Annotated in this window: 16 protein-coding genes and 1 pseudogene; 11 read left to right on the forward strand and 6 right to left on the reverse strand. The window is 44.1% G+C overall.

The features are described 5' to 3' along the window. Positions 1-25: 25 nt before the first annotated feature. The 6 genes from NQ505_RS20535 to NQ505_RS20560 all read right to left on the reverse strand — a co-directional run bounded on the left by NQ505_RS20535 (position 26) and on the right by NQ505_RS20560 (position 5338). On the reverse strand, positions 26-1003 hold the full coding sequence (locus tag NQ505_RS20535) for a CBASS cGAMP synthase (protein ID WP_008998470.1): 978 nt from the start codon (positions 1001-1003) through the stop codon (positions 26-28). Next, positions 1003-1998: a CBASS cGAMP-activated phospholipase gene (locus NQ505_RS20540; RefSeq protein WP_008998471.1), complete on the reverse strand. Its 996-nt coding sequence runs from the start codon at positions 1996-1998 to the stop codon at positions 1003-1005. Before NQ505_RS20540 ends, NQ505_RS20535 begins: the two co-directional genes overlap by 1 nt. A gap of 102 nt (positions 1999-2100) precedes the next feature. Then, the gene (locus NQ505_RS20545; RefSeq protein ID WP_008998472.1) at positions 2101-3510 is read right to left on the reverse strand and encodes an AAA family ATPase; all 1410 of its coding nucleotides are present in this window, start codon (positions 3508-3510) and stop codon (positions 2101-2103) included. A 191-nt stretch (positions 3511-3701) separates the two neighbouring features. Next, positions 3702-4121, reverse strand: a complete 420-nt coding sequence (locus tag NQ505_RS20550; RefSeq protein ID WP_008998474.1) for a lipocalin family protein — start codon at positions 4119-4121, stop codon at positions 3702-3704. Between the two features lie 12 nt (positions 4122-4133). Continuing rightward, the gene (locus NQ505_RS20555) at positions 4134-4772 is read right to left on the reverse strand and encodes a hypothetical protein (protein ID WP_008998475.1); all 639 of its coding nucleotides are present in this window, start codon (positions 4770-4772) and stop codon (positions 4134-4136) included. Continuing rightward, a complete protein-coding gene (locus tag NQ505_RS20560) occupies positions 4769-5338 on the reverse strand; it encodes a hypothetical protein (protein ID WP_157179066.1) in 570 nt (189 codons plus the stop codon). The genes NQ505_RS20555 and NQ505_RS20560 overlap by 4 nt, the downstream gene beginning before the upstream one ends. 170 nt (positions 5339-5508) lie before the next feature. On the opposite strand from NQ505_RS20560, the gene NQ505_RS20565 reads away from it, so the two are divergent. The 11 genes and pseudogenes from NQ505_RS20565 to NQ505_RS20615 all read left to right on the forward strand — a co-directional run bounded on the left by NQ505_RS20565 (position 5509) and on the right by NQ505_RS20615 (position 25436). Further along, positions 5509-5715, forward strand: coding sequence for a helix-turn-helix transcriptional regulator (locus tag NQ505_RS20565; protein WP_008998477.1), 207 nt, complete (start codon positions 5509-5511; stop codon positions 5713-5715). A gap of 85 nt (positions 5716-5800) precedes the next feature. After that, positions 5801-6805, forward strand: coding sequence for a hypothetical protein (locus NQ505_RS20570; RefSeq protein WP_008998478.1), 1005 nt, complete (start codon positions 5801-5803; stop codon positions 6803-6805). A 13-nt stretch (positions 6806-6818) separates the two neighbouring features. After that, positions 6819-7388 (forward strand): annotated as a pseudogene (locus NQ505_RS20575) (DEAD/DEAH box helicase); the annotation flags it as partial. A gap of 363 nt (positions 7389-7751) precedes the next feature. Further along, entirely contained in the window at positions 7752-10643 is a 2892-nt protein-coding gene (locus NQ505_RS20580; protein ID WP_259828389.1) for an Eco57I restriction-modification methylase domain-containing protein, read from the forward strand. A gap of 15 nt (positions 10644-10658) precedes the next feature. Then, positions 10659-11108: a DUF6078 family protein gene (locus NQ505_RS20585; protein ID WP_008998480.1), complete on the forward strand. Its 450-nt coding sequence runs from the start codon at positions 10659-10661 to the stop codon at positions 11106-11108. A 118-nt stretch (positions 11109-11226) separates the two neighbouring features. Next, positions 11227-11367 (forward strand): hypothetical protein, encoded by a 141-nt coding sequence (locus NQ505_RS20590; protein WP_008998481.1) that lies wholly within the window; start codon positions 11227-11229, stop codon positions 11365-11367. An 18-nt stretch (positions 11368-11385) separates the two neighbouring features. Further along, complete coding sequence (locus NQ505_RS20595; protein ID WP_008998482.1) at positions 11386-14526, forward strand: DEAD/DEAH box helicase; 3141 nt, start codon at positions 11386-11388, stop codon at positions 14524-14526. Between the two features lie 16 nt (positions 14527-14542). Further along, positions 14543-15823 (forward strand): hypothetical protein, encoded by a 1281-nt coding sequence (locus NQ505_RS20600; protein WP_008998483.1) that lies wholly within the window; start codon positions 14543-14545, stop codon positions 15821-15823. A 15-nt stretch (positions 15824-15838) separates the two neighbouring features. After that, positions 15839-16546, forward strand: coding sequence for an HNH endonuclease (locus tag NQ505_RS20605; RefSeq protein WP_008998484.1), 708 nt, complete (start codon positions 15839-15841; stop codon positions 16544-16546). Positions 16547-16564: 18 nt separating this feature from the next. Further along, positions 16565-19123 carry a hypothetical protein gene (locus NQ505_RS20610; protein WP_008998485.1) on the forward strand — a complete coding sequence of 853 codons (2559 nt, stop codon included), beginning with the start codon at positions 16565-16567 and terminating at the stop codon, positions 19121-19123. A 10-nt stretch (positions 19124-19133) separates the two neighbouring features. Then, positions 19134-25436: a DEAD/DEAH box helicase gene (locus NQ505_RS20615; RefSeq protein ID WP_008998486.1), complete on the forward strand. Its 6303-nt coding sequence runs from the start codon at positions 19134-19136 to the stop codon at positions 25434-25436. Positions 25437-25481 lie beyond the last annotated feature (45 nt).

Consider the following 25481-nt stretch of genomic DNA (forward strand, 5'->3'; position numbering starts at 1 on the left):
GCATGTTTGTAATATAGAGCTATAGTTATGCAAACCGATTGTTATTTGTTAAAATACCACTTGTGGACTGTCTCTCAGCATCTTCATCCTCATCTTTTGCTGTACTACAGCAAAAACGATCACCAAAATGATTTTGCCATTTTAAACATGCATCATGAGGATTTTTGCTATTTACGGCTCTTTCTGCATCTTCTTTGAACGACTTTAATTCAGCTAAGAAATCCTTTTTACGTGTAGCCGAATATCCATCAAACAAGTCCTCATTTTTTGGGAAAGTTGGGCGATAACAATGGAAACCATCTTCTTTAGAAAGTGACTCATGCATACTAACCAAAATATCCCGAAGAACTATATCATCGCGATCGTTAGCCTTGTAATGCTCTACAGCTAGCATCATTAATGCACAACCTGTTGGCATTTTCTTTGATGTAGAATCATCTACGTAGTCTGCCCACGCCTTAAGATAGCGAACTACACGCCTTAGCTGGGGATGCTCAGATCTACCTTTGAACCAATCAGACAACTCTCTTGGATCCGAATCTGTCCAATCACTACTTTTATGTGCTAATTGCGGATGATCTTCTTTCTCAGCCCAAAAATAAGCTGGTAAATCGATATGATGTCCATCTGCATAATATACTGTAACACAGGGTTTATTATCCTTTGCCCCTTGTTTCGTATGAGTTTTGACTGCCTTAAATATCTCCTGATGATACCATTCTATGGTCTCACGTTCATCTTCTTTACCAATAAAGTAAATGCCATCATCTAAGTCATAGGCACCTAGACCGCTTTCATCCGTGATTGGTGAAAGTAGCGTAAACATAGCGTATGACCCTTGCCAATAAAAAGATGGTTGTGGTTTGTCGGGCCAGTTATCCTTGAAATGTTTGCGAATCTTTTTACGCAGTGCATCTCGGTTAGTCTTCAACGTATCTCTACGTGAAGAACTCGCTGTAATAGCCTTGTCAAAGGCTATGAACTGATCGTGATTGTTTGCCATTATTTTATAGTTTTACCTGTTTGAAATATTTCTTGAATTTTGGATTTCATTTTTTCTTTCATAGCCACATTATAACCTATGTCTTTTAAAGCTTCTAATGCTTTATGACTAGCATTGTCCATATCAATAACATGCGCCTGCTTTTCAGATAAAGAAGGGTTTGCAATCCTAACATATTCCAAAGGAAACGTTAGGCTATCCTTTAATTTATCTAACAAGAATAACGCTGATTTCGATTGGCCAACTGAGTAATCATCAAAAAGCGTATCTTTCCAACTCCAAAAAGACCTATTACACCTTTTTTTACACTCTCCGCTTGATTTTTCCATGCTACTAATGGACAGTATCTGCACACCATCAAAGCGTGAATCATCTTTAAAAGAATACAGGAACTCTACAAGTCCTGTAAGAATTGGATTATTAGCCCATAGCCCACCATCAGCAAACTGTCCACTCCCTATGTTCCTGACAGGAAGATAGGTCGGTGCGGCAGAAGTAGCCATAGCTATATCAACGTATTTACGACAGGAGTCTTCAGTGAAACTATTATAATCTTTTTTGAAAATTCTTCTATCGCCGGTAGTGATATTAAAAGCAGGAATACAAAGCAACGTTTTACTTTCAGCTAAAGTTAAACTTCCAAACTCTCTAATTAGAGCCGCTTCTAAAGCTTTACCTGAATACTTTGTACCCCACAGAACCCTGCGAGCATTTAAATAAAAATTATACGGCCACTTAAATAGCTGTTTATTTCTTTCGTCAAAGATCTTAGGCCCATCGTTTTCGTAAAATGATACTATGTCTGTCATCCTTTTTCCAGCAGATGCGCCTAATGCTATAATTCCACCAGTAGATGTTCCGCAAATCAAATCAAATTGTTCATGAATTTGTGTATTAAACACCTCTTCAAATTTCTCCAATATAGCAGCACTAAACAAGCCTTTAATACCACCTCCATCAATACTTAGTATTTTAAATGGTTTTCTTTCTTCCATTGTTATTATCGCGTTTAAATATTTTTTTAATTGTAGTTACCAGACCAGAAGGCGTCTGTTTTCCCTTGCATTCACAAGGAACTTTGCAGTTTGACTTGCGCTTTAATTCTTTTCGTTCTCTCGACATAGGCTTGCTTCTTTGTTAATGCTCTTGTTAAGAAGAGTTCGGAACTCATCTTCATTAAACTTGGGTACACCACCGAAGGCTCCTTCAAGGTAGCTACCTCGAAGTTCTTTGTCGAATCGCACTTTATACTCTTCCAAAGAAACCAGTTTGCTTTCGCCCAACTTGTTTTTCTCCATGAACCAAATCTCATCCTTTCGCAATAAATTTTGCGTCATCAATGTCGTTTCGTGGCTCGTAACAATAAGTTGACTATCGACCTGACCACATGATTCTAAGAAAAGTTGGAATATTTGGTACACTAACGAAGGATGCAGACTTCTTTCAATTTCATCCACTAGGAATACTTTTGAACCTTTCAGCAAGTCTAGTATCAGGGGGATGTAATCGAACAAGCGTTTGGTACCATCGCTTTCATTACTCAATGAGAACATAGCCACATCATTCTTCAAGCCATCTATCATTTTATGAATGGTAATAAGCTTCTTTGTTTTGATCTGGCCACCTTCTGCTGAAACGAGGTAGAGCTCATCATCGAAAGAAAGTGTGCCATAAGCATCTTTATCTTTCGACTTAAGCAAATCAGCCTTTATATCTCTTAGAAGAGATTGGGGAATGCCCAACTTGTCAATATCAACATCATTAAATTTGACACTGTCAATTCCCGTATCAAAATAACGAAGCAACACTGCATAGAAACGATGCAGCTCGTCATCGTTAGCTGCTTGCAACATCACACCATTTTTATATGGGGTACCAGGAAAGATTATCTTGAGTTTATTAAGGAACCAATCTATAACGGCAACAAGGTCTGATATGTCATTGACATTATCCTCGACGTTACGTGTAAAGACCTCGTGGAGGAATAATTGGTTTTTGGGAGTAGATTGTGCGAAGAACTGAAGATATTGCCTTGCTTCGTTTGATTTATTACGTTTCAGTAATCCATCCATCTCGAATTTATTAATATCGCGATGGAATATCTTATTCTCAGATCGTTTCGTAAACTCATAGAGCCATTCACCCACAATCTCCTTGTTGTTAAACTCAATTCCGTAATTGTAGTTTTTCTTATTTGCCTGAAAATCAATTTCAATTTTAGAATCTTCCTCCTTTGATTCTTTAGAGAGAAGAAACTTGTGATAATCTATGAGACCATCAGGACGCGTACCATGTAGAACCATATACTTTATGAAGGCTACAGCCTTCACTAAGTTGCTTTTACCGCCTGCATTAGCGCCGCAAACGGCAGTCGTTTTCAAGGTGCTATAGCCTCCAACTGGTGCAGACTTGTGTTCTGACTTTAAGCGTCCTTGCCCTGGCACCATATTTAGCTCAATTTCATCATGAAATGAGAGGAAATTTTTGATTCTTATTCTTATAATCATATGTTCTTAAATTACATTCATGTGCAAAGGTGGTGATTATTTCACATCCAATAAACATTTTTCGATTAAATATTTCAATAGTTTGTTTCAAGCAGAGAGTACATCACTATTTGATGTATACAAAGACAACAAAAGCACAATCTGAGCAGCATTTACTCAGGTTGTGCTTTTAAATAAGTTCAAGACGCTTCTTATTTCATCTTCGTCAGATCAAAGTATCCGTTTTCCTGATTGCCAAATCGCATCTTATTACCCGTTACTGATATTTCGTAGGTAAATGGTGGTGTGGAAGAATTGGTGGTACTCTGCATGGTGATGGTGCTACCTTTATATACATAGGTGAAGTAAACAGTGACATCCTTCGTGATGATGTTGTTCATCTTGATGTACATTCTTTCCGAAGCCGTATTATCAGCCTTGAAAGTCCATTTAACCTGCATTTCCATGTCGGGTACATATTCGCCGCCCTCTATTACGTCTTCGGTAGTTGTCCACGTTCCTAAAATAACGGCGTTGTCAAATGCTTCATCATCATCGCTGCTGCATGATGAAAGAGAGATTGTCATTACTGCCATGAGCAGCATAGACAGTACAGATAAAAGTTTCTTCATGATAGGATTCGTTTACTTCTTGTTTAACCACTTATCGATATTGAACACAAAGGTGTAGTCGTTCTGCACATTCTCAATCATAATAGGCATCAAGATGGTCATCTTCTTGCCTACATAGCTTTCGGCGCCATTGGCCATCGCTTCAGGAGTGCTATAGTAAGAAGGAATCAGGTTTGATTCTCTCCAACCACCATACTGACCCGAGATGAAGTTTACATTGTCTGTGGGCAACAGGATATCAGACAGGCTTGCACCCTTGGGGATGCTGGAAGCGGGTTGGCTATTGTTGCGCTCGTTGTACTTCACACCGGCGTGCATCACACGACCAGTCTTGCCATTGATATCAACATAACTGATGTCGTCCCAGTTAATCTTCATTGTGTGGGTTGACTTATTCTTCAGCTCAAAGTTAAACTGCTTCAACCCCACATACCATACGATTTCGATGAAGTCGTCCTCATAACGATATTTATCTACCTCACCATCCTTAAAGGTGACTACCTTCGTCTCACCGAATTGCTTCTTAGCATCGGCAGGACTTTCCACTGACGACAAACCTACAGAGTAAGATGCCATGTAACTTGTTCCGCAAGAACTGAGCATTAGCATTGAAGCGAACAATGCGAATGCCATAAGATAATTTTTCTTCATTGTAATTGAGTTTTTAATGAGTTATCTGTTGCAAATGAACGGCCTATCTGTGCAGTCTTTGTGCATACGTCACAAAAACTTTCGTTAAGTCTACCTACAATCTCTCCCAGCCCCTTCCAAATGGTAGGATAAGAAATGTGGCTAATGCTTTTCAGGCAGCCAGCCGCATATTTCTGGAGCTCATACACATTATTAATAATGTCTGCTTTTGAGTTCGGCGTAGCATGCCCCAAACGGAAACCTTCCGTTTGGTAGTAGCCTACCTGATAGAGCTTTTCACTCATCTGAAAGATATTGGGCATCATATTGTTACGAATCTGGGGAATTCGCTCTACCGTTTCGCAAAGCAAATCCTCACTCTCCACTTGGGAATAGTATAGCGCTTTTATCCTTGACAGCTCATCTTGGAAAGCATGAACCGTCTCTACCCATTCTGTAAGCATCTCCTTTGTGCCCAATTGGCACATCATTGCCTGTATGCACTCATTGGCATAGAAAGCAGCCTTCGACAGTCGGTCAAAGCGCTTCACGGCAGTGGCTCTTCTTATGTTTCTAAACTTAGTCATAATGCTGATTTTGAAGATTTTCTGCAAATATGAGCGCCTCGAATGCACTCTTTCTGCATAAAACATATGTTTAACATACATACATACATGGCATATTTGCCTAAGATTCCTTTGCGATTCTCATACATCATCATTATATTTGCAATGAAATCACTTAATTGATGTCAGCAATGAGCAAGAAAATAAATCGATTAAAGGTGGTATTGGCCGAGAAGGACCTTACCAACAAGTGGCTCGCCGAGCAGCTGGGCCGCAATGTGACTACCGTTTCCAAATGGTGTACGAATGATAACCAGCCAAATCTGGAAACCCTCCTGCAGATAGCACGTCTGCTGAAAGTGGAAGTACAAGATTTGCTTGTGAAAGATGTCGATTAAGACGTTAATGTTGAAATTGTAAGAACCTATGCAGAAACAGTGCACACATAGCACTGTTCTTTGCAATATAATATATATGTAAGGAATGGCTAATGAAGTTGACATAAGCGAGAATGACCTCTTGCGTACCCATCCTGTAGTGCTTGAAAAGCTTCTATTGGATCACACCACCCATAAGAATATCTTTTGGGCAACCGACTCTTACGCCTCCTTGGGAAAGGGATTTAGTTTCTCAGATGAGATTACGATAGCGCATATCACCGGCGAGAATGGTCGTATGATTCAACCGCGTGCCGTAAAGAGTGCGGAGGTGCAGACTCAACGCTCCAAAGATATGGCCGAGGTGTTCACGCCTTCATGGATCTGTAATGCGCAAAACAATCTGGTGGATGAAGCCTGGTTTGGACGCCACAACGTGTTCAATCAGGAGAATCAGGAGGAACATACTTGGATACCTACTGAGGGAGTGATTGAGTTTCCTGAAGATGTGAAGGGGCGTTCGTGGAAAGATTATGTACGTGACATTCGCTTGGAGATGACTTGCGGTGAAGGACCGTATTTAGTCAGTCGATACGATACGGTAACCGGACTTCCCATCATGCCACTCAGTCAGCGCATCGGTTTGCTCGACCGCAAGTTGCGTGTGGTGAGTGAGAATACCACGACCAGTCGTGATTGGCTCAAGTGGGGCAAAGAGGCCTTGATGTCCATCTATGGCTTTGAATGGCAGGGAGACAATCTGCTGCTGGCTCGCGAAGCGGTATTTTATACCTTCTGCGACTTCTACGAAGCTAAATTTGACAAGCAGGTGCCTGAGCAGTCGCTCGAAGGAATGGCGTATATCATTTCTTGGAACCTCTGGCAGATGGACGGCTTGCGTATGGTAATCCCCGGCTCATGCGACAACGTGTTTGCTCCTTCGCACGATTTATTCGACCCCACGCCCCAGAAACAGGAATGTCCGGGCTGTAAGAACGGCACTCGCACAGAGCATATCGGCATCAAGTGCCGCATTCGCGACTGGCGCACCACGAGCAAGGACGAGGACAAGCAGAAGCCTTACTTCATCTCTCTATTGAATAACAAATAAAACGAAATATACTATGGCAGTCTACACCACTATACAGCCTGTGCAGGCCAAACAGTCGGATAGTTTGTTTGGTAGCGATCAGATCGTGCTGCGCGATGAGCAAGAAGATGCCATCCGGGCGGCACTGAAATATTTCAAGAAAAATGCCAAAGAGAAGAAGTTTCTTTGGAATGCCAAGATGCGTTTTGGTAAAACTGTCTGTGCGCTTGAATTGGCCAAGCGTATGGGCGAACTTCCTGACGATAAGGCGGTGCACCGCACCCTGATTGTGACCCATCGACCGGTGGTAAACGACAGTTGGAGCACGGACTTTAAGAAAATCTTTGGCCAGCAGAATCCTGACTACCATTACGCGACTAAGTTCGACGACTCTGCCGAAGGCGACTTCTATGCCTTGGAGCGGAGCGTGAAGCAAGAGGGAATGCACTATGTGTTCTTTGCCTCGATGCAATATTTGCGCCGCGCTCGCATGGTGGGTGGTGATAACGATGAACAGCTCAAGATAGATATTCTCACGAATGCTTGGGACTTGGTGGTGATTGACGAGGCGCACGAAGGCACTCGCACCAACCTCGGTCAGCGGGTCATTGACACCTTGACTAAGCCGGGAACCAATGTGCTCCACCTCTCGGGTACGCCCTTCAACCTCTACGAGGACTTCACCGATGAGCAGATTTATACGTGGGACTATATCAAGGAGCAGACAGCCAAACGTGACTGGCCGAAGTTTCATCCGCACGAACCGGCTGAGAACAATCCCTACCGTGAATTGCCCGAAATGGAGATTCGCACCTACAACTTGGGCAAGCTGGTGAAGGAGAACTTTGGCGATGATGCCACCTTCCAGTTCAAGGAGTTTTTCCGCACCAAGCAAGGTCAAGGGGTACCTCGTGAAGAGAAAGGAAAGTTTGTGCATGAAGATGCTGTGCGACAGTTCCTCGACCTTATGTGTAGCGAAGATGAGCACAGTCACTATCCCTTCAGCAACGATGACTACCGCACCTTCTTCAACCATACGCTCTGGGTGGTGCCAGGCGTCAAGGAGGCGAAAGCCTTGGAGCGTCTGCTCAAGGAACATGAAATCTTTGGCGAGGATGGTCCTTTCGAGATTATCAACGTGGCGGGTAACAACGACGACGATGAAACACGTTCGGATGCTCTCGATAAGGTGAAGAAGAAGATTGGCGATGTGCCCGATCAGACTTATACCATCACCATCTCTTGTGGTCGATTGACCACTGGTGTCACCGTTCGCCCCTGGACAGCGGTGTTCTACCTCAAAGGCTCGGAGAATACTTCGGCCGCGACCTATATGCAGACCATCTTCCGTGTGCAGTCGCCTTATCAGTATGTGGATGCCGATGGCCAACTGCAGATGAAGACCAAGTGCTATGTGTTCGACTTTGCGCCCGACCGCTCACTCAAGATGGTGGCGGAGACGGCTAAGTTTGCAACCCTTACCCAGAAAGAAAAGAGTTATGCCCGTGCCGCCACTACGCGCGACAAGGATATTGAGAACATGGACACCTTCATCTCCTTCTGCCCCATCATTGCCATGGAAGGCGGAAAGATGGAGAAGTACAATGCCAATCAGCTATTCGAACAGTTGGAGCATGTGTATGTGGACCGTGTGGTGCGCAATGGCTTCAACGACAATAGCCTCTACGACGTGCGTGAGCTGATGAGCTTGGCGCCCGACGAGCTGGAGGACTTCAACCTGATGGGTGAAGAGATTGGCAAGACCACCAATATGGAGAAGCCGAAGAAAGCGGATAAGAAGTTCGACCTCAACAAGAATGGTCTCTCTCCCAACCAGCAGGCTGCTGCCGACCGTGCGCACAAGAAGCAGAAGAACAAGGAACCGCTTACACCGGAAGAGGAAGCGGCGCTCGAAGCCGAGAAGAAGCGCAAGGCAGAAGAGCGTAAGGAGCGTGACAACCGTATCACCATCCTGCGTGGCATCTCTTTGCGCATTCCCTTAATGATGTATGGTGCCAAGATTGACGATGAAGAGGAAGGTATCACCCTCAACAACTTCACCCGTATCGTAGATGATGCATCATGGGCCGAGTTCATGCCTCGTGGCGTAACGAAGCCGATGTTCAATAAGTTCAAGAAGTGCTACAATACCACGGTGTTTGTAGCTGCCGGTAAGCGCTATCGCCAGTTGGCACGCGAGGCCGACCGTATGCATACCGACGACCGCATTCAGCGCATTGCCGAAATCTTCTCATACTTCCACAATCCCGACAAGGAAACCGTATTGACGCCTTGGCGCGTGGTGAACATGCACATGAGCGACTGTTTGGGTGGCTACACGTTCTTCAACGACCGTTTCGATGGCCCCAACGAGATATGTGTTACTTCGGGCGAGAACGGCAAGCTCTTCGACTGGATTCCTACGGTAGCCCCTCGCTATGTAAATCGTGGCGAAGTGACGAAGGAGGTATTTGGCGATAGCAAGGCGAAAATCCTTGAGATTAACTCCAAGACGGGTCTTTATCCCCTCTATGTGGCTTACTCGCTCTATCGCCAGCGTACCCAAGATTTCTTGGCGGCCAATCTGATTGAGGATGTGGACAACTACTCGGTGGAAGAAGAACAGGTGATTTGGGACGACATTTTGGCCAACAATATCTACGTGATTTGCAATACGCCCATGGCGCAACGCATCACGCATCGTACCCTTTTAGGTTTCCGCCCCATCACGCAGAAGGACGGCAACGAACGTGTGAACATTAAAGCAGAAAAATTAATAGAACGTGCCACTACAGAGAAAGAGTCGCTGATTGCTGACCTCAAATCTGTGGGTTATTGGCGCGGCACAAGAAGTAAAGAAGATATGAAGTTTAGTGCTGTGGTGGGGAATCCGCCGTATCAAATAATGGATGGTGGTGCTGGTGTATCTGCCAAACCTGTTTATAATAGTTTTGTAGAAGTAGCCAAAGATTTGCAGCCATTGAATATTTCTATGATTATGCCTGCAAAGTGGTACACCGATGGTAAAGGCTTGGAAGCCTTTCGTTCTGCCATGCTGAATGACAAGCGATTAAGCAAACTTGTGGACTTTACTGATTCACGCGACTGCTTTGAAAATGTTGATATTGCTGGTGGTATTTGCTATTTCCTTTGGAATAAGGATTATAATGGCCAGTGTAATTTTGTAAGCAAACATCAGGGAGAAACTAAATCATCTATGCGAGATTTGGCTGCTACTGATGATTTTATTCGTCACATCGAAGCTGTATCTATTATTGACAAAGTAAAGAATTACAGTAATGTAGGTTACTATAGTGAACGAGTAAGTACTCGTAAGCCATTTGGTCTAAGTACTAACGATACAGCCCTTGATTTTGGCGATATTACATTAATTTTCAATGGAGGCAAAGGTCCATACAAATCTTCACTTATTAGTAAGGGTAAGGATATGATACCTTTGTGGAAAGTAACAATATCAAGACTTACGGCTGAACATGCTGGACAGGCTGACAAAGAAGGACGAAAACGAGTCCTTTCTTCTTTGAATTACCTGAAGCCTAATGAAATATGTACAGAGACATATCTTGTTGTTGATACTTTTAAAACAGAGAAAGAGACTCTTGCCTTAATGTCGTATTTAAAAACTCGATTTGTACGTTTCCTAATTGCTCAATTAGCATCTACTCAACAAATGACTAAAGAGAAATTTGCCTTTGTCCCCCTCCAAGACTTCACACCCCAGAGCGACATCGACTGGACGCAATCCGTTGCCGACATCGACAAGCAGCTCTATAAGAAGTATGGACTCACCACCGAGGAGCAGCAATTCATTGAAAGCATGATTAAACCTATGGAATAAAACGATTGAAGCCTTATGAACTACGAAGACATACCCTACGGATACGCGCACTGCTACGCTACGGCGGAGCAGTGCCCCCAGTGCAACCACTGTTTGCGCCATCATGCCGCCGTGATGAACGAAGCACTCGCTACACCCCATGAGCGAGTGAATTGTGTCACTACGGCCTACAGTCATAAAGTAGCCTCAGGACAGCCCTGCGCCCACTATCGTAGCGATGAACCGATACGCTATGCCCAAGGCATGAAAGGCATCTTCGACATGGTGCCCAAGAAGTTATACCCTCAGGTGCGAAACCAAGTGATCAACTGTTTCAGCAGCGAGCGAGTGTTCTATTATGCCCAAAACGGGAAACAACTTATCTCGCCCGCCCAGCAACAACGTATTGCCCGCGTCTTCGAAAGCATCGGATTGGCTGCACCTACCTATACGCATTACATCATGCGGCCTAATTGGGATTCGTAGTCTGCCTTATGCAGAAATACTGCAACCACTATTGCAGTAACATTGCAAAGCATTTGCAGCACTACTGCAAGACTTTTGCAGCAATACTGCAAGCCACATGCAGTAAAACTGCAGGCAAATGGCAATCATTATTCCATATAGCCACGATGTGAATATGAATGCTGACTATATGGAAAAACTGAACCAAATTGGTTCAGAAATACGTGATATTGATAAACAGGTAAATACAAGACTCCACCAAGTTGGTGGAGAAATATAACCATCAAAAGCAAAAGATATGGCACAATTCAACATAGGAGATAAGGTATTGTTGGTAGATACCAATGCACACGGAGTAGTCATCAAAGTGATGCCCGCACGCCGTGGAAGGCAGCTCTATACGGTAAACTTTCCATCGGGCAATCAAGATGTGCTCGAAGCCGACCTGAAGGCAGACTTTGATGAGAGCGATCCCTTTGAACGCTGCAAGAGTGGTATCTATGGTAGCTACTCAGAGTATTCAAAGCGTAATACCGCCTTTAAGATTAAGAACTCCAACAACTCTACCATTTCGTCGCTCAAAGCGTCGAAAACCTTGTTTCGTGCCTATCAGTTTAAGCCCTTGCTCAAGTTCTTGAATTCACCCAACCGCCGCCTGTTGGTGGCTGATGAAGTGGGTCTCGGTAAAACCATCGAGGCCGGCCATATCATGCTCGAACTGAAAGCGCGTCGTGAACTGAAGAATGTACTCATCGTTTGTCCTAAGTCACTACAAGAAAAGTGGAAAGCCGAACTCTATGAGAAGTTTGGCCTTACCTTTAAGATAGTGGACAATGCGAAAGATCTCATTGCTGACTTGCAAGCCAAGACCGGTACGGTACGTGCCATCGTCAACTATGAAAAGGTACGTATGCGCAAGCGAGCTACCAAAGACGAACAGCGAGGTGGTGAACACAGATATACCAATCTGATAGACTACCTGTCGGAGAATCCCCAACGATTCAGCCTGGTACTCTGCGACGAAGCTCACAAAATGCGTAACCGTGAGACCCAGACTTACAAAGGTTCGGAGATCATCATGAGTTGTGCCGATGCAGCCCTCTTCCTGACCGCTACTCCTATCATGATTAGCGAAGAGAACTTGTATAACTTGCTGCACTTGCTGGACAATAGTCGTTACTTCAATCCTCAGATTTTTATGAACCGATTGAAGGAAAACCGTCCATTTGTAGAAGCCATCACTCTTCTGAACCACAATGTACCCTTACCTACGATTATGGAAGGATTGCTGGATGCAGATGTACAGTTGACCTTCTCGGCCGATGGTAATGAAATTTATTCGCGCAGCAGGCACATCAGCGAGTTGTATGCCGATGACCCCATCTTTCAAGAGATTAAAGAACTGATGGAGGGTGAAGACACTCCCAAAGTGAGAGCACGCTTGCAATATCTGCTCTCAACGATGAGCGTGATGAACACCGTGTTTTCACGCACCCGTAAGCGTGAAGTAACTACCGATATGTCGCAAGCTGAGCGTAAGCCTCATGCACGTAAAGTGGTATTAAACCCTGAAGAGCAAGAAGAATTTAATGCTGTCATTGAGAACTATACGGAGGACAATTCCTATACGGATTATGATGGTGAAGAAGTACTGACACAAGGTGGTGCATTGGGCTTGGTACAAAGAAAACGTCAGGTAGCCAGCAGTGTGTGGGGCTATTTGAATAAGGAAACCGATTTGGATCGTGGCATTGATGCTTTCGAAAGCTGTCCGGATGCCAAGGTAGAAGAACTTCAACGGATTATAGAAGCCGTATTCAAGAGTGGTACCAAGAAGCTTGTGGTATTTGCCTTGTTCCGTCGTACACTGAAGTATCTGCATATTCGCCTGAAAAAGGCTGGATACAATGCCCTGATTATTCATGGTCAGGTAGAAAACCGTGCAGAGATCCTTACGCAGTTCAAGAAAGACAAAAATACCCATATTCTACTTTCATCAGAAGTAGGTAGTGAAGGTTTGGATATGCAGTTCTGCAACTCGATGGTCAATTACGACCTTCCTTGGAACCCCATGGTCGTGGAACAACGTATTGGTCGTATCGACCGTTTCGGCCAGAAAGCCAAGGTGGTAAATATTTACAACTTGGTAGTAGCAGGCTCTATTCAAGAAGAAATCTATATGCGTCTGTTGGAACGTATCGGTATCTTCCGTGGCACCATTGGTGACATGGAAGCCATCCTCGACGCACAAGTGGGTAACACCGCGATGACCATTCAAGATGTGTACAACAAAATGGAAAAGGAGTTCTTTACCAAGGAGTTGACCCGCGAAGAAAAGGAACAGAAAATTGCAGAAGTAGCTCGTGCCATCGAAAATGAGAAGGAGAACTTGCAGCATCTGCAAGAAGGCCTCAGCAACACGTTGACCAATGACGCCTATTTCCGCGATGAGATTAACCGCATTCTCTATAACAATGCCTATGTGACCGATGAAGAGTTGCACAATTTTATCACCTCTGCCATACGTCAGCGTCTTACCACTTGCAATATGGAGGAAGTTGAAAAGGGTGTGATGGAGTTTGCTGTACCCATTAGTCAGCCTACCATCTTAAAGAACTTCTTGACGCAATATTGCGAAAACACCGATGAATCGAATATCAGTGTCAATCAGTTCAAACGTCGCATTGATGAACAACAGAAGTTTCTCTTGACCTTCAACCAGGAAAAGGCTTATGAAGACGGTACGCTCAACTACCTGAACATCTACCACCCCATGATTCAAGCCTGTTTGAACTACTTCATCGAGAACGATGATGAGACACGCACCTCATTCAGTTATGCCCTTCAAGCCGATGAACTTCTGCATGAAGGTGATAAATACTTTATGGGACTCTATCAACTGACCACCTCCCGCATGGTACAAAACGTAAAGAAAACCACGGCTGAACTACAGCCGGTACTCTTTAACTTACAGACTGGCGAAGTGGAAAGCAATGAAGCGGTTGTTGACCGCATCTATCGTCGTTCACAAGTAGAAGGTAACGAACGCAATGCCAGCAATGATGATGCTCAGGCAGAAGTAATCGAAGATATGCGTTACGACTTTGCTGATTATATCAGTGGAGAAAAGAAGCGCAGAATTGACGAGGCCAATCGCCAAGTGGAAAGTGACCGCAAGCGCAATGAACAACAGACGAAGGAATACTACACCTCTCGTATTGCCAACCACGAGTCTAACATTCGTACTTGGGAAGGTCTGTTGGAATTTGGCTTGGACGAGAAGGAGCATCGCAATCGTCAAGGTGCTATCCGTCTGGCCAAAGCCAATATAGCCCAGTTGCAACGTGAGCGTGATGAACGCCTTTCGTTGATCAATGAAGACCCACAATTATCCATCGAAGATAAATTGCTATCTTTGAATTTAATAACCATCATCTAAGAAAAAAGTGAAGACCATGATAACAGTTGGATTAGATTTCGGAACACACCAGACCAAGGTGTGTGTAGAAGAAAAGAACGGAGTGGAACTCAGTTACTCCTTCTTCAAATTTGCCGATACCGAAGGCAAACTTCAATACACCTTGCCCTCTATCATCATGATAGATGGACAAAATCGTTTGAAATATGGTTACGTACCTAAAGGGAAGAAAAAGAAGCTGATACGCTACTTCAAGCAAGCTACCTTTACGAGCATCAACAATGGACAAACGCAAAATGAAGCCATCTACTATTCCATCTGGTATATCGCTTTCATCCTTTTCGATCTGGAAGAAATGTATGGACAAGACTTTGCGATTCAAATGGGGGTTCCCACTGATGGCGCTCGACTGACCCATCAGAAGCAGTTGGCCGCTGTCATATTGGCCAGCGCTTATACGTTGGTGGAAGATGTCTTTGAAAACGATAAAGAAGCTTTCTTGGCTTGCACATTGAATCAACTGAAGGAAAAGACCGAAGTGGCTATCTATTCCAAAGAATTGAAGGATAATTATGGTATGCTGGTATTTCCTGAGGCTTACGCCTGCTTGATGCCGCTTATCTCCTCCTCCAAGATTGCCAATGGCATGTCGTTGATGGTGGATATAGGTGGTGGTACTACAGACATCTCTTTCTTCACCATTAAGAAAGATCCAAAGACGAAACAATATCGTCCCGTAGTCTATGATTTCAACTCCATCAACATGGGATTGAACTTTCTGACAAGCCCTGATGAAATGGATCCGGATAGATTGGATTCAAATGTTCAGGATGTCAGTGAAATTCTCAAAAACAAACGAAGCGATTTCTCCAACAACATCAACCAAGTGTGCGTGGCATTGATTGGTAAACTTCAAAGGGAGTTTAAGAAACAATGCAATCTGCGTATGGAAAGACTGATGGATGCTTTGAAATCACGTCCCATCATCTATACAGGTGGTGGTAGTACATTTACCATTCTACGTCGAGGTTATGGGGGCTTCAAAGACGTCATCCATATTTCGGAAAAGGAATGGCGCACTAAGTCTATTCAAGAACTAAGTACCATCAAAGCATTAGGTCTATGTCCCATTTTATCGACAGCTTATGGACTCTCTATCAGTGTGGCTGACGATAACATTAGTTGCGAACCTTTCCAGGACATCTTTGAGAATATCCGAGGTGCAGAGGAAGAAGGCGGACACGTTGTAAATAAATACGAATATGGCAAAGCATACGGTGGTTTTAGCTACGGCGATGACTATGATGCTTGGAAATAAATTTGACTCGTGCTTATGACACAATATGAATCTATCCATCAGAAGTTTCTACTCTATCTGGAGAAGAATGTGCGTACGTTTTCCGTAGAAGAACGGGAAGCGCTGGTACATTTTGCAGAGACCCAACTGGTGGACTATATACGAACCTATTTCATTCCTCACTTTGGGAAACTTTATGCAAAGACGGATGCTGCTTTGTATCAAGACTTACGCAACAAAGTAAATACCAAACCTGAGGCTAAAGCTGAGAACGAAGCATGTGAAGGCCGATATTCTATGGCATTGAAATACTATGCAGCATTTCTGCAATCGGCTATCTTCAAGGGAAAAGAAAAGGTGAAGCTTATGGCAGGCGAAGCAAAAGCATGTCAAGACCCTTTGCTGCCTGTAGAAGAAGCCGCACTCACAGAAGGAAAACTCCATCAGGTTAGTCTGACTAAGCACGAACGAAACCAAGCGCTTCGTCAGCTGTGCTTGAAGCACTATGGCTATACTTGTCAAGTGTGCGGAATGAACTTCGAAGCTGTATATGGCAAACTCGGTAAGAACTACATCGAGGTTCATCACATCAACCCTATTGCAGAAACCGATGGTGAGCATGTATTGGACCCCAAAACGGGTCTTATTCCCTTATGTAGTAACTGCCACAGCATGATTCATCGAGGAAAGAATGGTAGAGTGCTCACTCCGGAGGAATTGAAGGCCATTCTTCACCAGCAATAATCTAAACAAAAATAGCCTATGGGAAAGATAGATAACATAGAAGCTCTATTGGAGTTTAGACAAAAGCGATTGGCCTCATTTGATGTCAACGAGCCTTATGTCTGGCGTTTGCACCTCACTCATGAAGAGTTTGCACAGCTTGACAGCTGTATCTACGAAGTGGTGACTCATCATAGCGGAAGTTTGCGCGGAATGATGACGGAAGATCTCTCCCTTGTGATGATTGTCTATTTGGCTGAATGGTACAAGCGTGTGTATTGTGGCAACAAACAAGAGACATCTTTTGTTGCTAAGATTGGAAGCGGTGAACTGAAACAATTATGGGAACTATCCGGTATTTCCAGGGATAAGTATGTCTATAAAACTGACAATGGTATAAGTTTGTGGAAATACTCTATCTATGTACTGGGAGGTTTGGCTATTCAGCATGAATTGGCGCGTGGCGACCATAATCGATTCCTTAAGATGTTGTGCCGCATCTATTATGGAGAAGAGTGCAACTTAGAGGAATTGAATGATGCTGGTAGAGCCATTGCTTTTCAGCAATCTATCCGCCAGGGACATAGCCTGCACGTCTTCCTCAATGATATACTCAGAGGTAATTATGAGGATTCAGATGCTGATATGACTCGACTGCTGACCGCTATTCGGTGTGCAAACGATGAAGTGCTTCGATCAAAGTTTCGCATCGAGTGGTTGGTACATTATGACCCTGCTGCTACCACTATGCAACGTAAGTTGCGTGTATGGTTAAAGCCCGAAGAAACGGGAGGCGTACTGTATCAGTATCTTCGTTACGAGCGACTGCAGAGTTGGGGGTTGGTTCATCCTGAACAGATCAAATGGCTCCACTTCGGACTCCGCTGGTACGATAAAACGAAAGTCGTACAGGATATTGACCGCAAGAAACCACTCATCAGTTATTGTAATACCAACAATGGCTATGGCTTCTTGAGCTGGGGCATAGATAAATATGCCGTCAGCAATAGCATCCCAACCGAAGAGTTTACTCATCTTGAAATCATTGCCTTCGATGATAACCATCAAGAATGCTTTATTCAACGTGAAGAGGTCTTTGAGTGGTTGCAACTTTGGCGCATAGATGCATGGAAAGATGATTGGTCGAGCATGAAGAGTGCCCAGCATCAAACAGCTGTCATCTATAGTGCCCGCTGCTTGGCCAATCAAGAGGCAGATGATTGTAAAGCTTTTCATGGTAAAGGAACAGCAATGAGTGATGTTTGGAGTTGGAACTATATACAGAGTTCGATTATCCTGACTGATTCAAGAGGCCAAGAGCATGTGCTGTACAATCACATGGGTTACGACCAAATCTTTGCGCACCTCTATAAAGATACGATCTGTTATCAAGATGGCGGTCTGGTGCGTGTCATGGTTCATGACGAAGAAGAGGGTGACATAGAAGAACTCTTTCCCCTCATCTTTGGCAAGCATGATGTACGCATCTGCCACTTCGACACAAAAGAAAGCGACGAAGAACCCATGACGGATGAGGTTGCTGATGAAGTAGAGTTCAAGGGTGAAAATGGAAGATATGTGCTTTGGACGGAGGATGATGAGCCGCCCATGGGTCTGATTACGATTCGAGTACAAATAAAAGGCAAGTATTGTACCGAACGAATGGCTCACTTACAGGGCCCTATCGTCCGTGACTTGCAGCATCAAACCATCTGCTACCTTAATGAGGAAGGACAATTATCTACTTATCAGGATACCATCTCTCTGGATAAGCAACCCCTTGCCCCCACTGTGGAGCTGGAAATTGGTGACGTGACACTGAACGTATATCGACCTACTGATGTGAAAGAGGTTTACATAGATGGCCAGGTACTTACCTATGCCAATAAGGAAGATGGACTTACGATTCCTTACATCCTCAAGCATCGCCTTGCTATTGCAGATTTCGGTATGCATGGGTATTATCATTATGATTGCAGCTATCTATCGTCTATCTATCCGTTGATGGGCGACAATAACAATTCGGCATTAGGCTGTTGGCGTGATGGAAAGCTTTGGTCAGCTCAAGAGCTTGACGAGAAAGCTCCCGATTGGCTATCTGTCTGCGTGGGTACCAAACAAGAAACGGACGCACAAAGTTTTGACAAGCAGGACCTACAGTTCTACCTGTGTAACCTCTATAAGAATGAACCACCAAAGGCAGTCAATTATAACGAAGTACATTGCATCGGAAAGGGAGAAATCTTGTTTCAAGACTTGAGGGCTCCTACTGAAAGTCTGACGAATATCTTTCCTAAGATTGGCAAACCTGATCCTTGGGCTAAGAAAAAGAAGATTGAGAATATTGAATTGAATTGCTTCTTAATCGCTGCCCAATACAATCTCTATTTCGAGATCTTCTCGCCACTCAGAGATATAGGTTATGCGGATAAAAAGAGGCAACTCCATGAATGGAACGAAAAGGTATTACGACCTTTGCTCTGTTTCAGGAATGGGGAGCTAACTCAAAATGATAAAGATTGCATCGCACGGTTTGCGGAAGAATTCCGATGGGATGCCATCCCCTGTGAGTATATTCAAGTAGATAATAACATATAACATCATAAGTATGAAGTTTGCAAAATTATATAAGGACAATCGCGAAGCTGTAGAACGGGCGCTTCGTTCGATGTGGTGCGGTGAATCCGGCAATGATAGCCAACGCAAATATGCGGAAAGGCTTCGAGACGTCATCAAGGACATTTTTGCACCAGATGATGCCGTGCCTCTGGTGCAATGCATGAACTCCTACGAATCCGTTCATTCTGTGCCAGCCAAAACGGCAGAAAGTTTGGTGGGTGACTTATGGGAGAAGAGCTTGCCTAAGGGTGTGTATTATTCGCCTTTTGAACACCAATATCAATGTTGGCATGCACTCCTTGAGGAGAAGGATGCTAACGGCCATCCCATGTCCATCTGTGTGACTACAGGTACCGGTTCGGGTAAGACAGAGTGCTTTATGATGCCTCTCGTAAAAGACTTGATTGACGAACAAAAGAATCGATTGGAAATTTCTTCCAGTCAAATTCAAGCGCTCTTCCTCTATCCGCTCAATGCCCTGATGGAGGACCAGAAGGAACGTTTGGAGAAGCTGCTCGCAGGAACCAATCTTACCTATACGGTCTATAATGGTGACTTACCTGAGTATGAGCCCAAAAGTACCGATCACTCCAAGGCCGCAGACAATCTGCGCAAGCGCATTCGCCAAATCAGAGGTTGGGACGAGAAGACGAAGACCTATAAGTTCGAGCACATGGTCTATACCCGTGATGCTGTACGTAAGAATCCTCCCAACATTCTGCTCACCAATCCTACGATGTTGGAATATATCTTGCTTCGTGGTACAGATGCCAAGCTCACTAATCCTGAATTGAAGAGTTTGCGCTGGATTGCCATTGACGAAACGCATACCTATACCGGAGCCGGTGCAGCCGAACTGGCCATGCTCCTGCGCCGTGTATTGTTGGCCTTTGGAGTCAAGGCGGAAGATATTCGTTTTGCCACCTCATCAGCCACCTTTGGCAATGGTTCTGATCCAAAGAAGGAAGAACAGCAGTTGCGTGAGTTTATTGCCGGCATCACAGGGGTGTCGCAACAACAAGTAAAGGCCATTGGCGGCAATCGTGTAGGCGAAAATGAGATTCCACAAGGTGAAGACGAAGACCGTTGGCGTAAAATATTCCAGCGCGATTACGTAAGTCTGAATGAACTCTATCCTCAGTCGGATCAGACCATCGAAGAGAAGTTAGCCCTGTTGGATGAAATGTGCGCCAAAGTTCCTATGGGCAGCAATGGACTACCCTTGATGAAGGCCAAAGTCCACTATTTCTATCGTGTACCCAATAATGGCCTATTCGTCCGACTGACTGAACACGAGGATGGTGCTTTCAAAATCTACACCAAGAATACAAGCGAAGATGCCAATGAGGAGCAACCTCTGCTGGAGCTGAGTCGCTGCAAACACTGTGGCGAATATGTGGCTATTGCCAAAATCAATACCTCACCCGGAGAAGAGAATGGTACCTATCAACCGCTTGAACGGGATGATAGCGATATGTTCGACCTCGAAGAGGATGAAGAGGATGCAGTACAGAAATATGGCATTATCGGTCTGGCCAAAGATGATATTGCTACTGGTGACAACAATACCTCTATGATGGTGGAGGGCAAGAAGTTAGTGCCCGCCAGTGCAGGAAGTGGCGCTTGGCATTTGGTAGTGAATACTCAGTGTAGTTGCCCATATTGTAATAGTAAGCTGGCTCATAAGAAAAATAATGAAGAGGAAGTAACAGCCGATGCGACTGAAGAGATGGAGAGTGCTTATCTCCAGAAGTTTCGAACTTCAGCCGACTTTATCTCTCGCCAGATGGCTCCTTCTGTTTTGAATCAGTTGGAAAAAGGTTCATCAAAGGACCCTGCCAAGATAATGCTGCATGATGGTCAGCAGTTTATCAGCTTTGCGGATAGCCGACAGTTGGCGGCCAAAGCAACTTTGAAACAAAATTTGGAACAAGAACGGCTGTGGGTCTATAGTACAATCTTCCATGCACTGTCAAAGCAAAAGGCAGAGAGTGGAACGGTACAGCAAGAAATCGATAAAGTATCTGCTGAATTAGTTGCTTTGGCCTTGAAAGGTGATACTGATCAATTGGCTGAAGCAAGCAAAAAAATACAAGCTCTGAAAGCCCAAATGAAAAAATATTTCACTTGGCAGGAAATTGCTGATTTACTTATGAAGAGTAAATATTGCACGGTGTTCTGTAGGCAGTTTGTGAAGCGTTCTGGTGATAGTGATGAGCTGGGTCAGGATGGCAATATCCCTAAGGGAGTGTTGGAGAAGTATGTTCACTCTCTGATGGTGATGTATCTATCTACCCGACCTGCATCGGCTGCAGCTCCTGAAACTATGGGATTATTCCATACCCATTACCCACAGTTGCAGGACATCGCATTACCAGAAGCAGTTGAAGCATTCAATCAAGTGCTGGACATAGAATCCAACCGTATTTCTCAAGAAGATTGGCATCACTTATTGCAAATCTTTATGGATTATACGGTGCGTTCTAACCAGTCTTTGTTTTTGAAGCTTTCTAATACCAATCCGATAGACATCTTTGCTTGTGAACGATTTGCGACAGAAAAACCTCGCCGTCGTCCTATCAAGAAACCTGTGGTAGAAGTCGGCAAGCCTTCTCATTCACGTATCGTTCGCTATCTGTGTGGCTTGATAAAACGCGAGAAACCTGAATTGAAGACGGGTGACGTGTATCGTCAATATTTCAACCAATTGGCAGCCGTGGTAGATGCTTTGTGGGAGGATGTAAATGCTCCTAAGAATCATCTATTGGAGGAATCTGTTCACTGGAATAGCTCCAACCAACAGTTTGAACGTGATAGCAACGAAGCCACTCGTTTCAATTTGGCTAACCTCTGCTTCAAGCTCTATGAGGATGTTTATCTGTGCGATACAAACTCAGATTCATCTACACGTCATACGGTATGTCTCCGCCCCATCGAGAATTATTTCAAGGGATTTGCTCCTTATCTGATTGGAAACGAGGTTGTAGAATTGTCTAACGACTTACATGAAGTTTGGGAGGTGTATCCATATTATGAAGGAACATCCGAAGAGGTAACTATTGAAAAGGTAGAAGCTTGGGCAGAAACGCATCGCTCACTCTTGTGGAACCATCACATTTGGGGTAAAGAAGGTGTATTTGGTAATCGCCTGACTGAAATTCACCAAGTACCTAATCTCTTCATTCAAGCTGAGCATACGGCACAAGTAGATAAGGAAGTATCTCGTTCCTTGCAGTCGGAATTCAAGGATCATGCCATTAACATCTTGGCTTGTTCTACAACTATGGAAATGGGTGTGGACTTGGGTAACTTGGAGGTTGTCATGCTGAGTAGTGTGCCACCACAACCATCTAATTATAAACAGCGTGCGGGTCGAAGCGGACGTAATAATAAGGTTTGCAGTGTCTGCATTACGCTCTGTGGAAGTGATGCCATCGGTTTGCGTACTTTGTTCAATCCGTTGGAGAATATCATCAATCGACCGGTACAAGTACCCATGGTGGACCTGATGAGTCCGCAGGTGGTACAGCGTCATGTCAATTCATACCTGGTAAGAGCCTTTGGCGTGTTCAAAGATGGTGATGAGGGTGGTAAACTGACTCAAAAGGTATTGAACTACTACACGAACTTCATCTTCATTCGTGAGGATAAGAAGACGGTAGTGGTGGATCCCGCAACCAATAGCACACAGGAACCAACCGCCAAGTTGGGTGACGAGACTGGTACCATGTATGCCAGATTCAACTTGATGTGTAGCCAGGCTTTGGACGAAACTGTACGTGACGAACTGAACCAGCTTTTGAAAGGTACTCTCTTTGAAGGACATCCCGACTTCGTAATCAGCAAAGCCAGAGAGAACAATGAACGCTGTTATGCTGAGTTGAATAACCGACTGGAAGATTACTGCATTGCTTTCAATAACTCCAACGCAAAGAAGTACCCCAAGTTCCGCAACCTGTTGAAGATGCAATACATGGAGGTGCTGAATGAACGATTGCTCAATTACTGGGCAACCAGCCGCTTCACACCCAATGCGAATATGCCTGTAAATGTGCTTACCTTGGATTTGAGTGACAGTGGACAGATTGATTTCTCTACACCTGCCACTTCTTCCAACCCATCGTATGGTCTGCGCGATGCCATTGCGCAATATGCACCCGGTAATAACATTGTGGTGGATGGAGTAGCCTATGTAGTGCGTGGCATTCAGTTCACTAATATGTATCAAGGAGTACGAGCCTTTAAACAGATATTCCGTAATTCTGATAAATGTGTGATTGATGATCCTTCTCTTGATGGTAAGATTCGTTGGGATGTGAATGACAAAGAATCGGTAGAATTGGTACAACCTGTAGGCTTTGTGCCGGACATGAACGACGGAAAAACGCGTATCATGGAGACCAATAGTTTCACTCGCGTAAGTGCACAACTGTTAGATACTACTGATTGGGACAATAACGTGACTGAGCCACACCTCTTCTCTGTTAGAAGCAACAGAGAAACCGGTAACGCCAAAATTCTTTACTACAACGAAGGATTAGGCTATGGTTACTGCTTCTGTAGTCGCTGTGGCCGCATGACGCTGGAGACAGGTGTTGCCGATGGGCCAAGTGTATTAGACAAACTACCTGATGATATGAATACCCTGAAGCCAAAAACAGAAGGTCGTCCCCGTTATCATCATGCGATAACCGGTAAGGAATTGCATTCAGCCTGCAGTGGGTCAAATAATAAGGATTGCATCCGTCGTAATGTAATTATCGGAGATTTGGTTCAAACAGACTACGCAGAGATTCGCATTCGACATAAAGGTGCCAAGCGTTGGATGAATAGTCGTTCTGAAGATAATTTACTCTTCACACTGGGTATCGTGTTTACTCAATCCTTACTTGATATCTTAGGTAAAGAAAGAGGCGCTATTGATTTTGCTGTGATGCCCAACGGTCATCTCTGCTTGTTCGATACGAATCCAGGTGGTGCAGGTTATGCCAATCAGATGGCAAGCGTACCCCTTATGAAGGATGTTATTACCGCCTCCAAGCAGATATTACTTCATGCCAAGGAACGCAACTCAAAGGATATGCTACTCGATAAATTCACGCTTCGCTTCATGAAGTACGTGGATATTGATGCTGCATTAGACTGGATTGAGGAAGAGGAAGTTTCACGAGGTGAGACGCCTGAGGAAATCGCGTTCGTATCTAAAGATGCGACTGAAACGGATATCGTGAATCTGGAGAGAGCCTTTGCAGCGTCTTCTGGTGAATCTATCTTGTTCGTAAACGACAGCTATGCTCATTGGAACTATAACGACTCGGAACACGGTTGGCGCACGCATTATCTACATTACTTTAATACCCATCAAGGTATGACCACTGTTTGTGTAGTTCGTACGAATCATGATGCCATGCCCGAACCTATATTGGATATGGTGCGTTCTATCAAGAGTGGATGGGCTAAGGATGTAGTCATGATGGACTCTCCGTATGGAGATAAGTCGGTCTATCCCATTGCCTATATTGATGGAAACCTGTATTTCACCAATAATGCTGAAAATGCGACATTAGATGATGCGTGGGGTAATAAGACGCTCTATTGTGCAAGAGTTGAGAATATATTGCTTCATGCCAAATCGATTGATTGCTCTTACAAAGATTCGACCAAGGTATTCATCTTGAGCGGTCATGATACGCAGTTGGTTAAGACCAAAGAACTGGGTGAAGTCATTCAAAACCACTCAGGCAACATCATCAATGGTTTTGTAGATTATTGCAAAAGCAATGGCGGAAAAATACACATCAGCTATCAAGATGAACATTTGAAAAGTGTCATGGGCATGGTGCTTACGCTACAAACAATAGGCCATCTGATAAAGCAAATTGGCAAAGAATTCGAATTAGAGTTCTTGGTTGAGCGATTTGAGGATAATTGCTATAAGGCAAGTATTATGGCCAATTTGAAAAATTCATCGGAACGCGATATGCGTCTGGGTGATTTGTGCGAAGGTTGGTTGGCTGATATGGAGCATAATGTTGGTGTCCACGGCGAACTTGTTCCCATTGAATCGCGTAAAGAAAGGAGTCTCACTCATTGGCGTGTTCTTTCATTCGAATGTGGAAACAAACGATTGCACATCTATCCTGATGGAGGCTTCGCTAATGGCTGGAATCTGCAACATGGTAAGGAAGTTCACAATAAGTTCTACACATTGGATAATACAGATACCAATGATAACATTGCCTTGGAACGAGCACAAGACATCAAGTTTGATGTGAGTGTGGAAGATATTTAATGGTTTTGTTTCATCTGTGCACAAAGACTGCACAGATGGAACTTT

The organism is Bacteroides sp. D2 (genome assembly GCF_025147085.1).
In the GTDB taxonomy this organism is placed as follows: Bacteria; Bacteroidota; Bacteroidia; order Bacteroidales; family Bacteroidaceae; genus Bacteroides.

Excerpts from the sequence above, each read along its gene's own strand:
- NQ505_RS20535 (WP_008998470.1), bottom strand. The coding sequence starts at position 1,003 with ATGGCAAACAATCACGATCAGTTCATAGCCTTTGACAAGGCTATTACA.
- NQ505_RS20540 (WP_008998471.1), bottom strand. The coding sequence starts at position 1,998 with ATGGAAGAAAGAAAACCATTTAAAATACTAAGTATTGATGGAGGTGGT.
- NQ505_RS20545 (WP_008998472.1), bottom strand. The coding sequence starts at position 3,510 with ATGATTATAAGAATAAGAATCAAAAATTTCCTCTCATTTCATGATGAA.
- NQ505_RS20550 (WP_008998474.1), bottom strand. The coding sequence starts at position 4,121 with ATGAAGAAACTTTTATCTGTACTGTCTATGCTGCTCATGGCAGTAATG.
- NQ505_RS20555 (WP_008998475.1), bottom strand. The coding sequence starts at position 4,772 with ATGAAGAAAAATTATCTTATGGCATTCGCATTGTTCGCTTCAATGCTA.
- NQ505_RS20560 (WP_157179066.1), bottom strand. The coding sequence starts at position 5,338 with ATGACTAAGTTTAGAAACATAAGAAGAGCCACTGCCGTGAAGCGCTTT.
- NQ505_RS20565 (WP_008998477.1), top strand. The coding sequence starts at position 5,509 with ATGAGCAAGAAAATAAATCGATTAAAGGTGGTATTGGCCGAGAAGGAC.
- NQ505_RS20570 (WP_008998478.1), top strand. The coding sequence starts at position 5,801 with ATGGCTAATGAAGTTGACATAAGCGAGAATGACCTCTTGCGTACCCAT.
- NQ505_RS20580 (WP_259828389.1), top strand. The coding sequence starts at position 7,752 with ATGTGTAGCGAAGATGAGCACAGTCACTATCCCTTCAGCAACGATGAC.
- NQ505_RS20585 (WP_008998480.1), top strand. The coding sequence starts at position 10,659 with ATGAACTACGAAGACATACCCTACGGATACGCGCACTGCTACGCTACG.
- NQ505_RS20590 (WP_008998481.1), top strand. The coding sequence starts at position 11,227 with ATGGCAATCATTATTCCATATAGCCACGATGTGAATATGAATGCTGAC.
- NQ505_RS20595 (WP_008998482.1), top strand. The coding sequence starts at position 11,386 with ATGGCACAATTCAACATAGGAGATAAGGTATTGTTGGTAGATACCAAT.
- NQ505_RS20600 (WP_008998483.1), top strand. The coding sequence starts at position 14,543 with ATGATAACAGTTGGATTAGATTTCGGAACACACCAGACCAAGGTGTGT.
- NQ505_RS20605 (WP_008998484.1), top strand. The coding sequence starts at position 15,839 with ATGACACAATATGAATCTATCCATCAGAAGTTTCTACTCTATCTGGAG.
- NQ505_RS20610 (WP_008998485.1), top strand. The coding sequence starts at position 16,565 with ATGGGAAAGATAGATAACATAGAAGCTCTATTGGAGTTTAGACAAAAG.
- NQ505_RS20615 (WP_008998486.1), top strand. The coding sequence starts at position 19,134 with ATGAAGTTTGCAAAATTATATAAGGACAATCGCGAAGCTGTAGAACGG.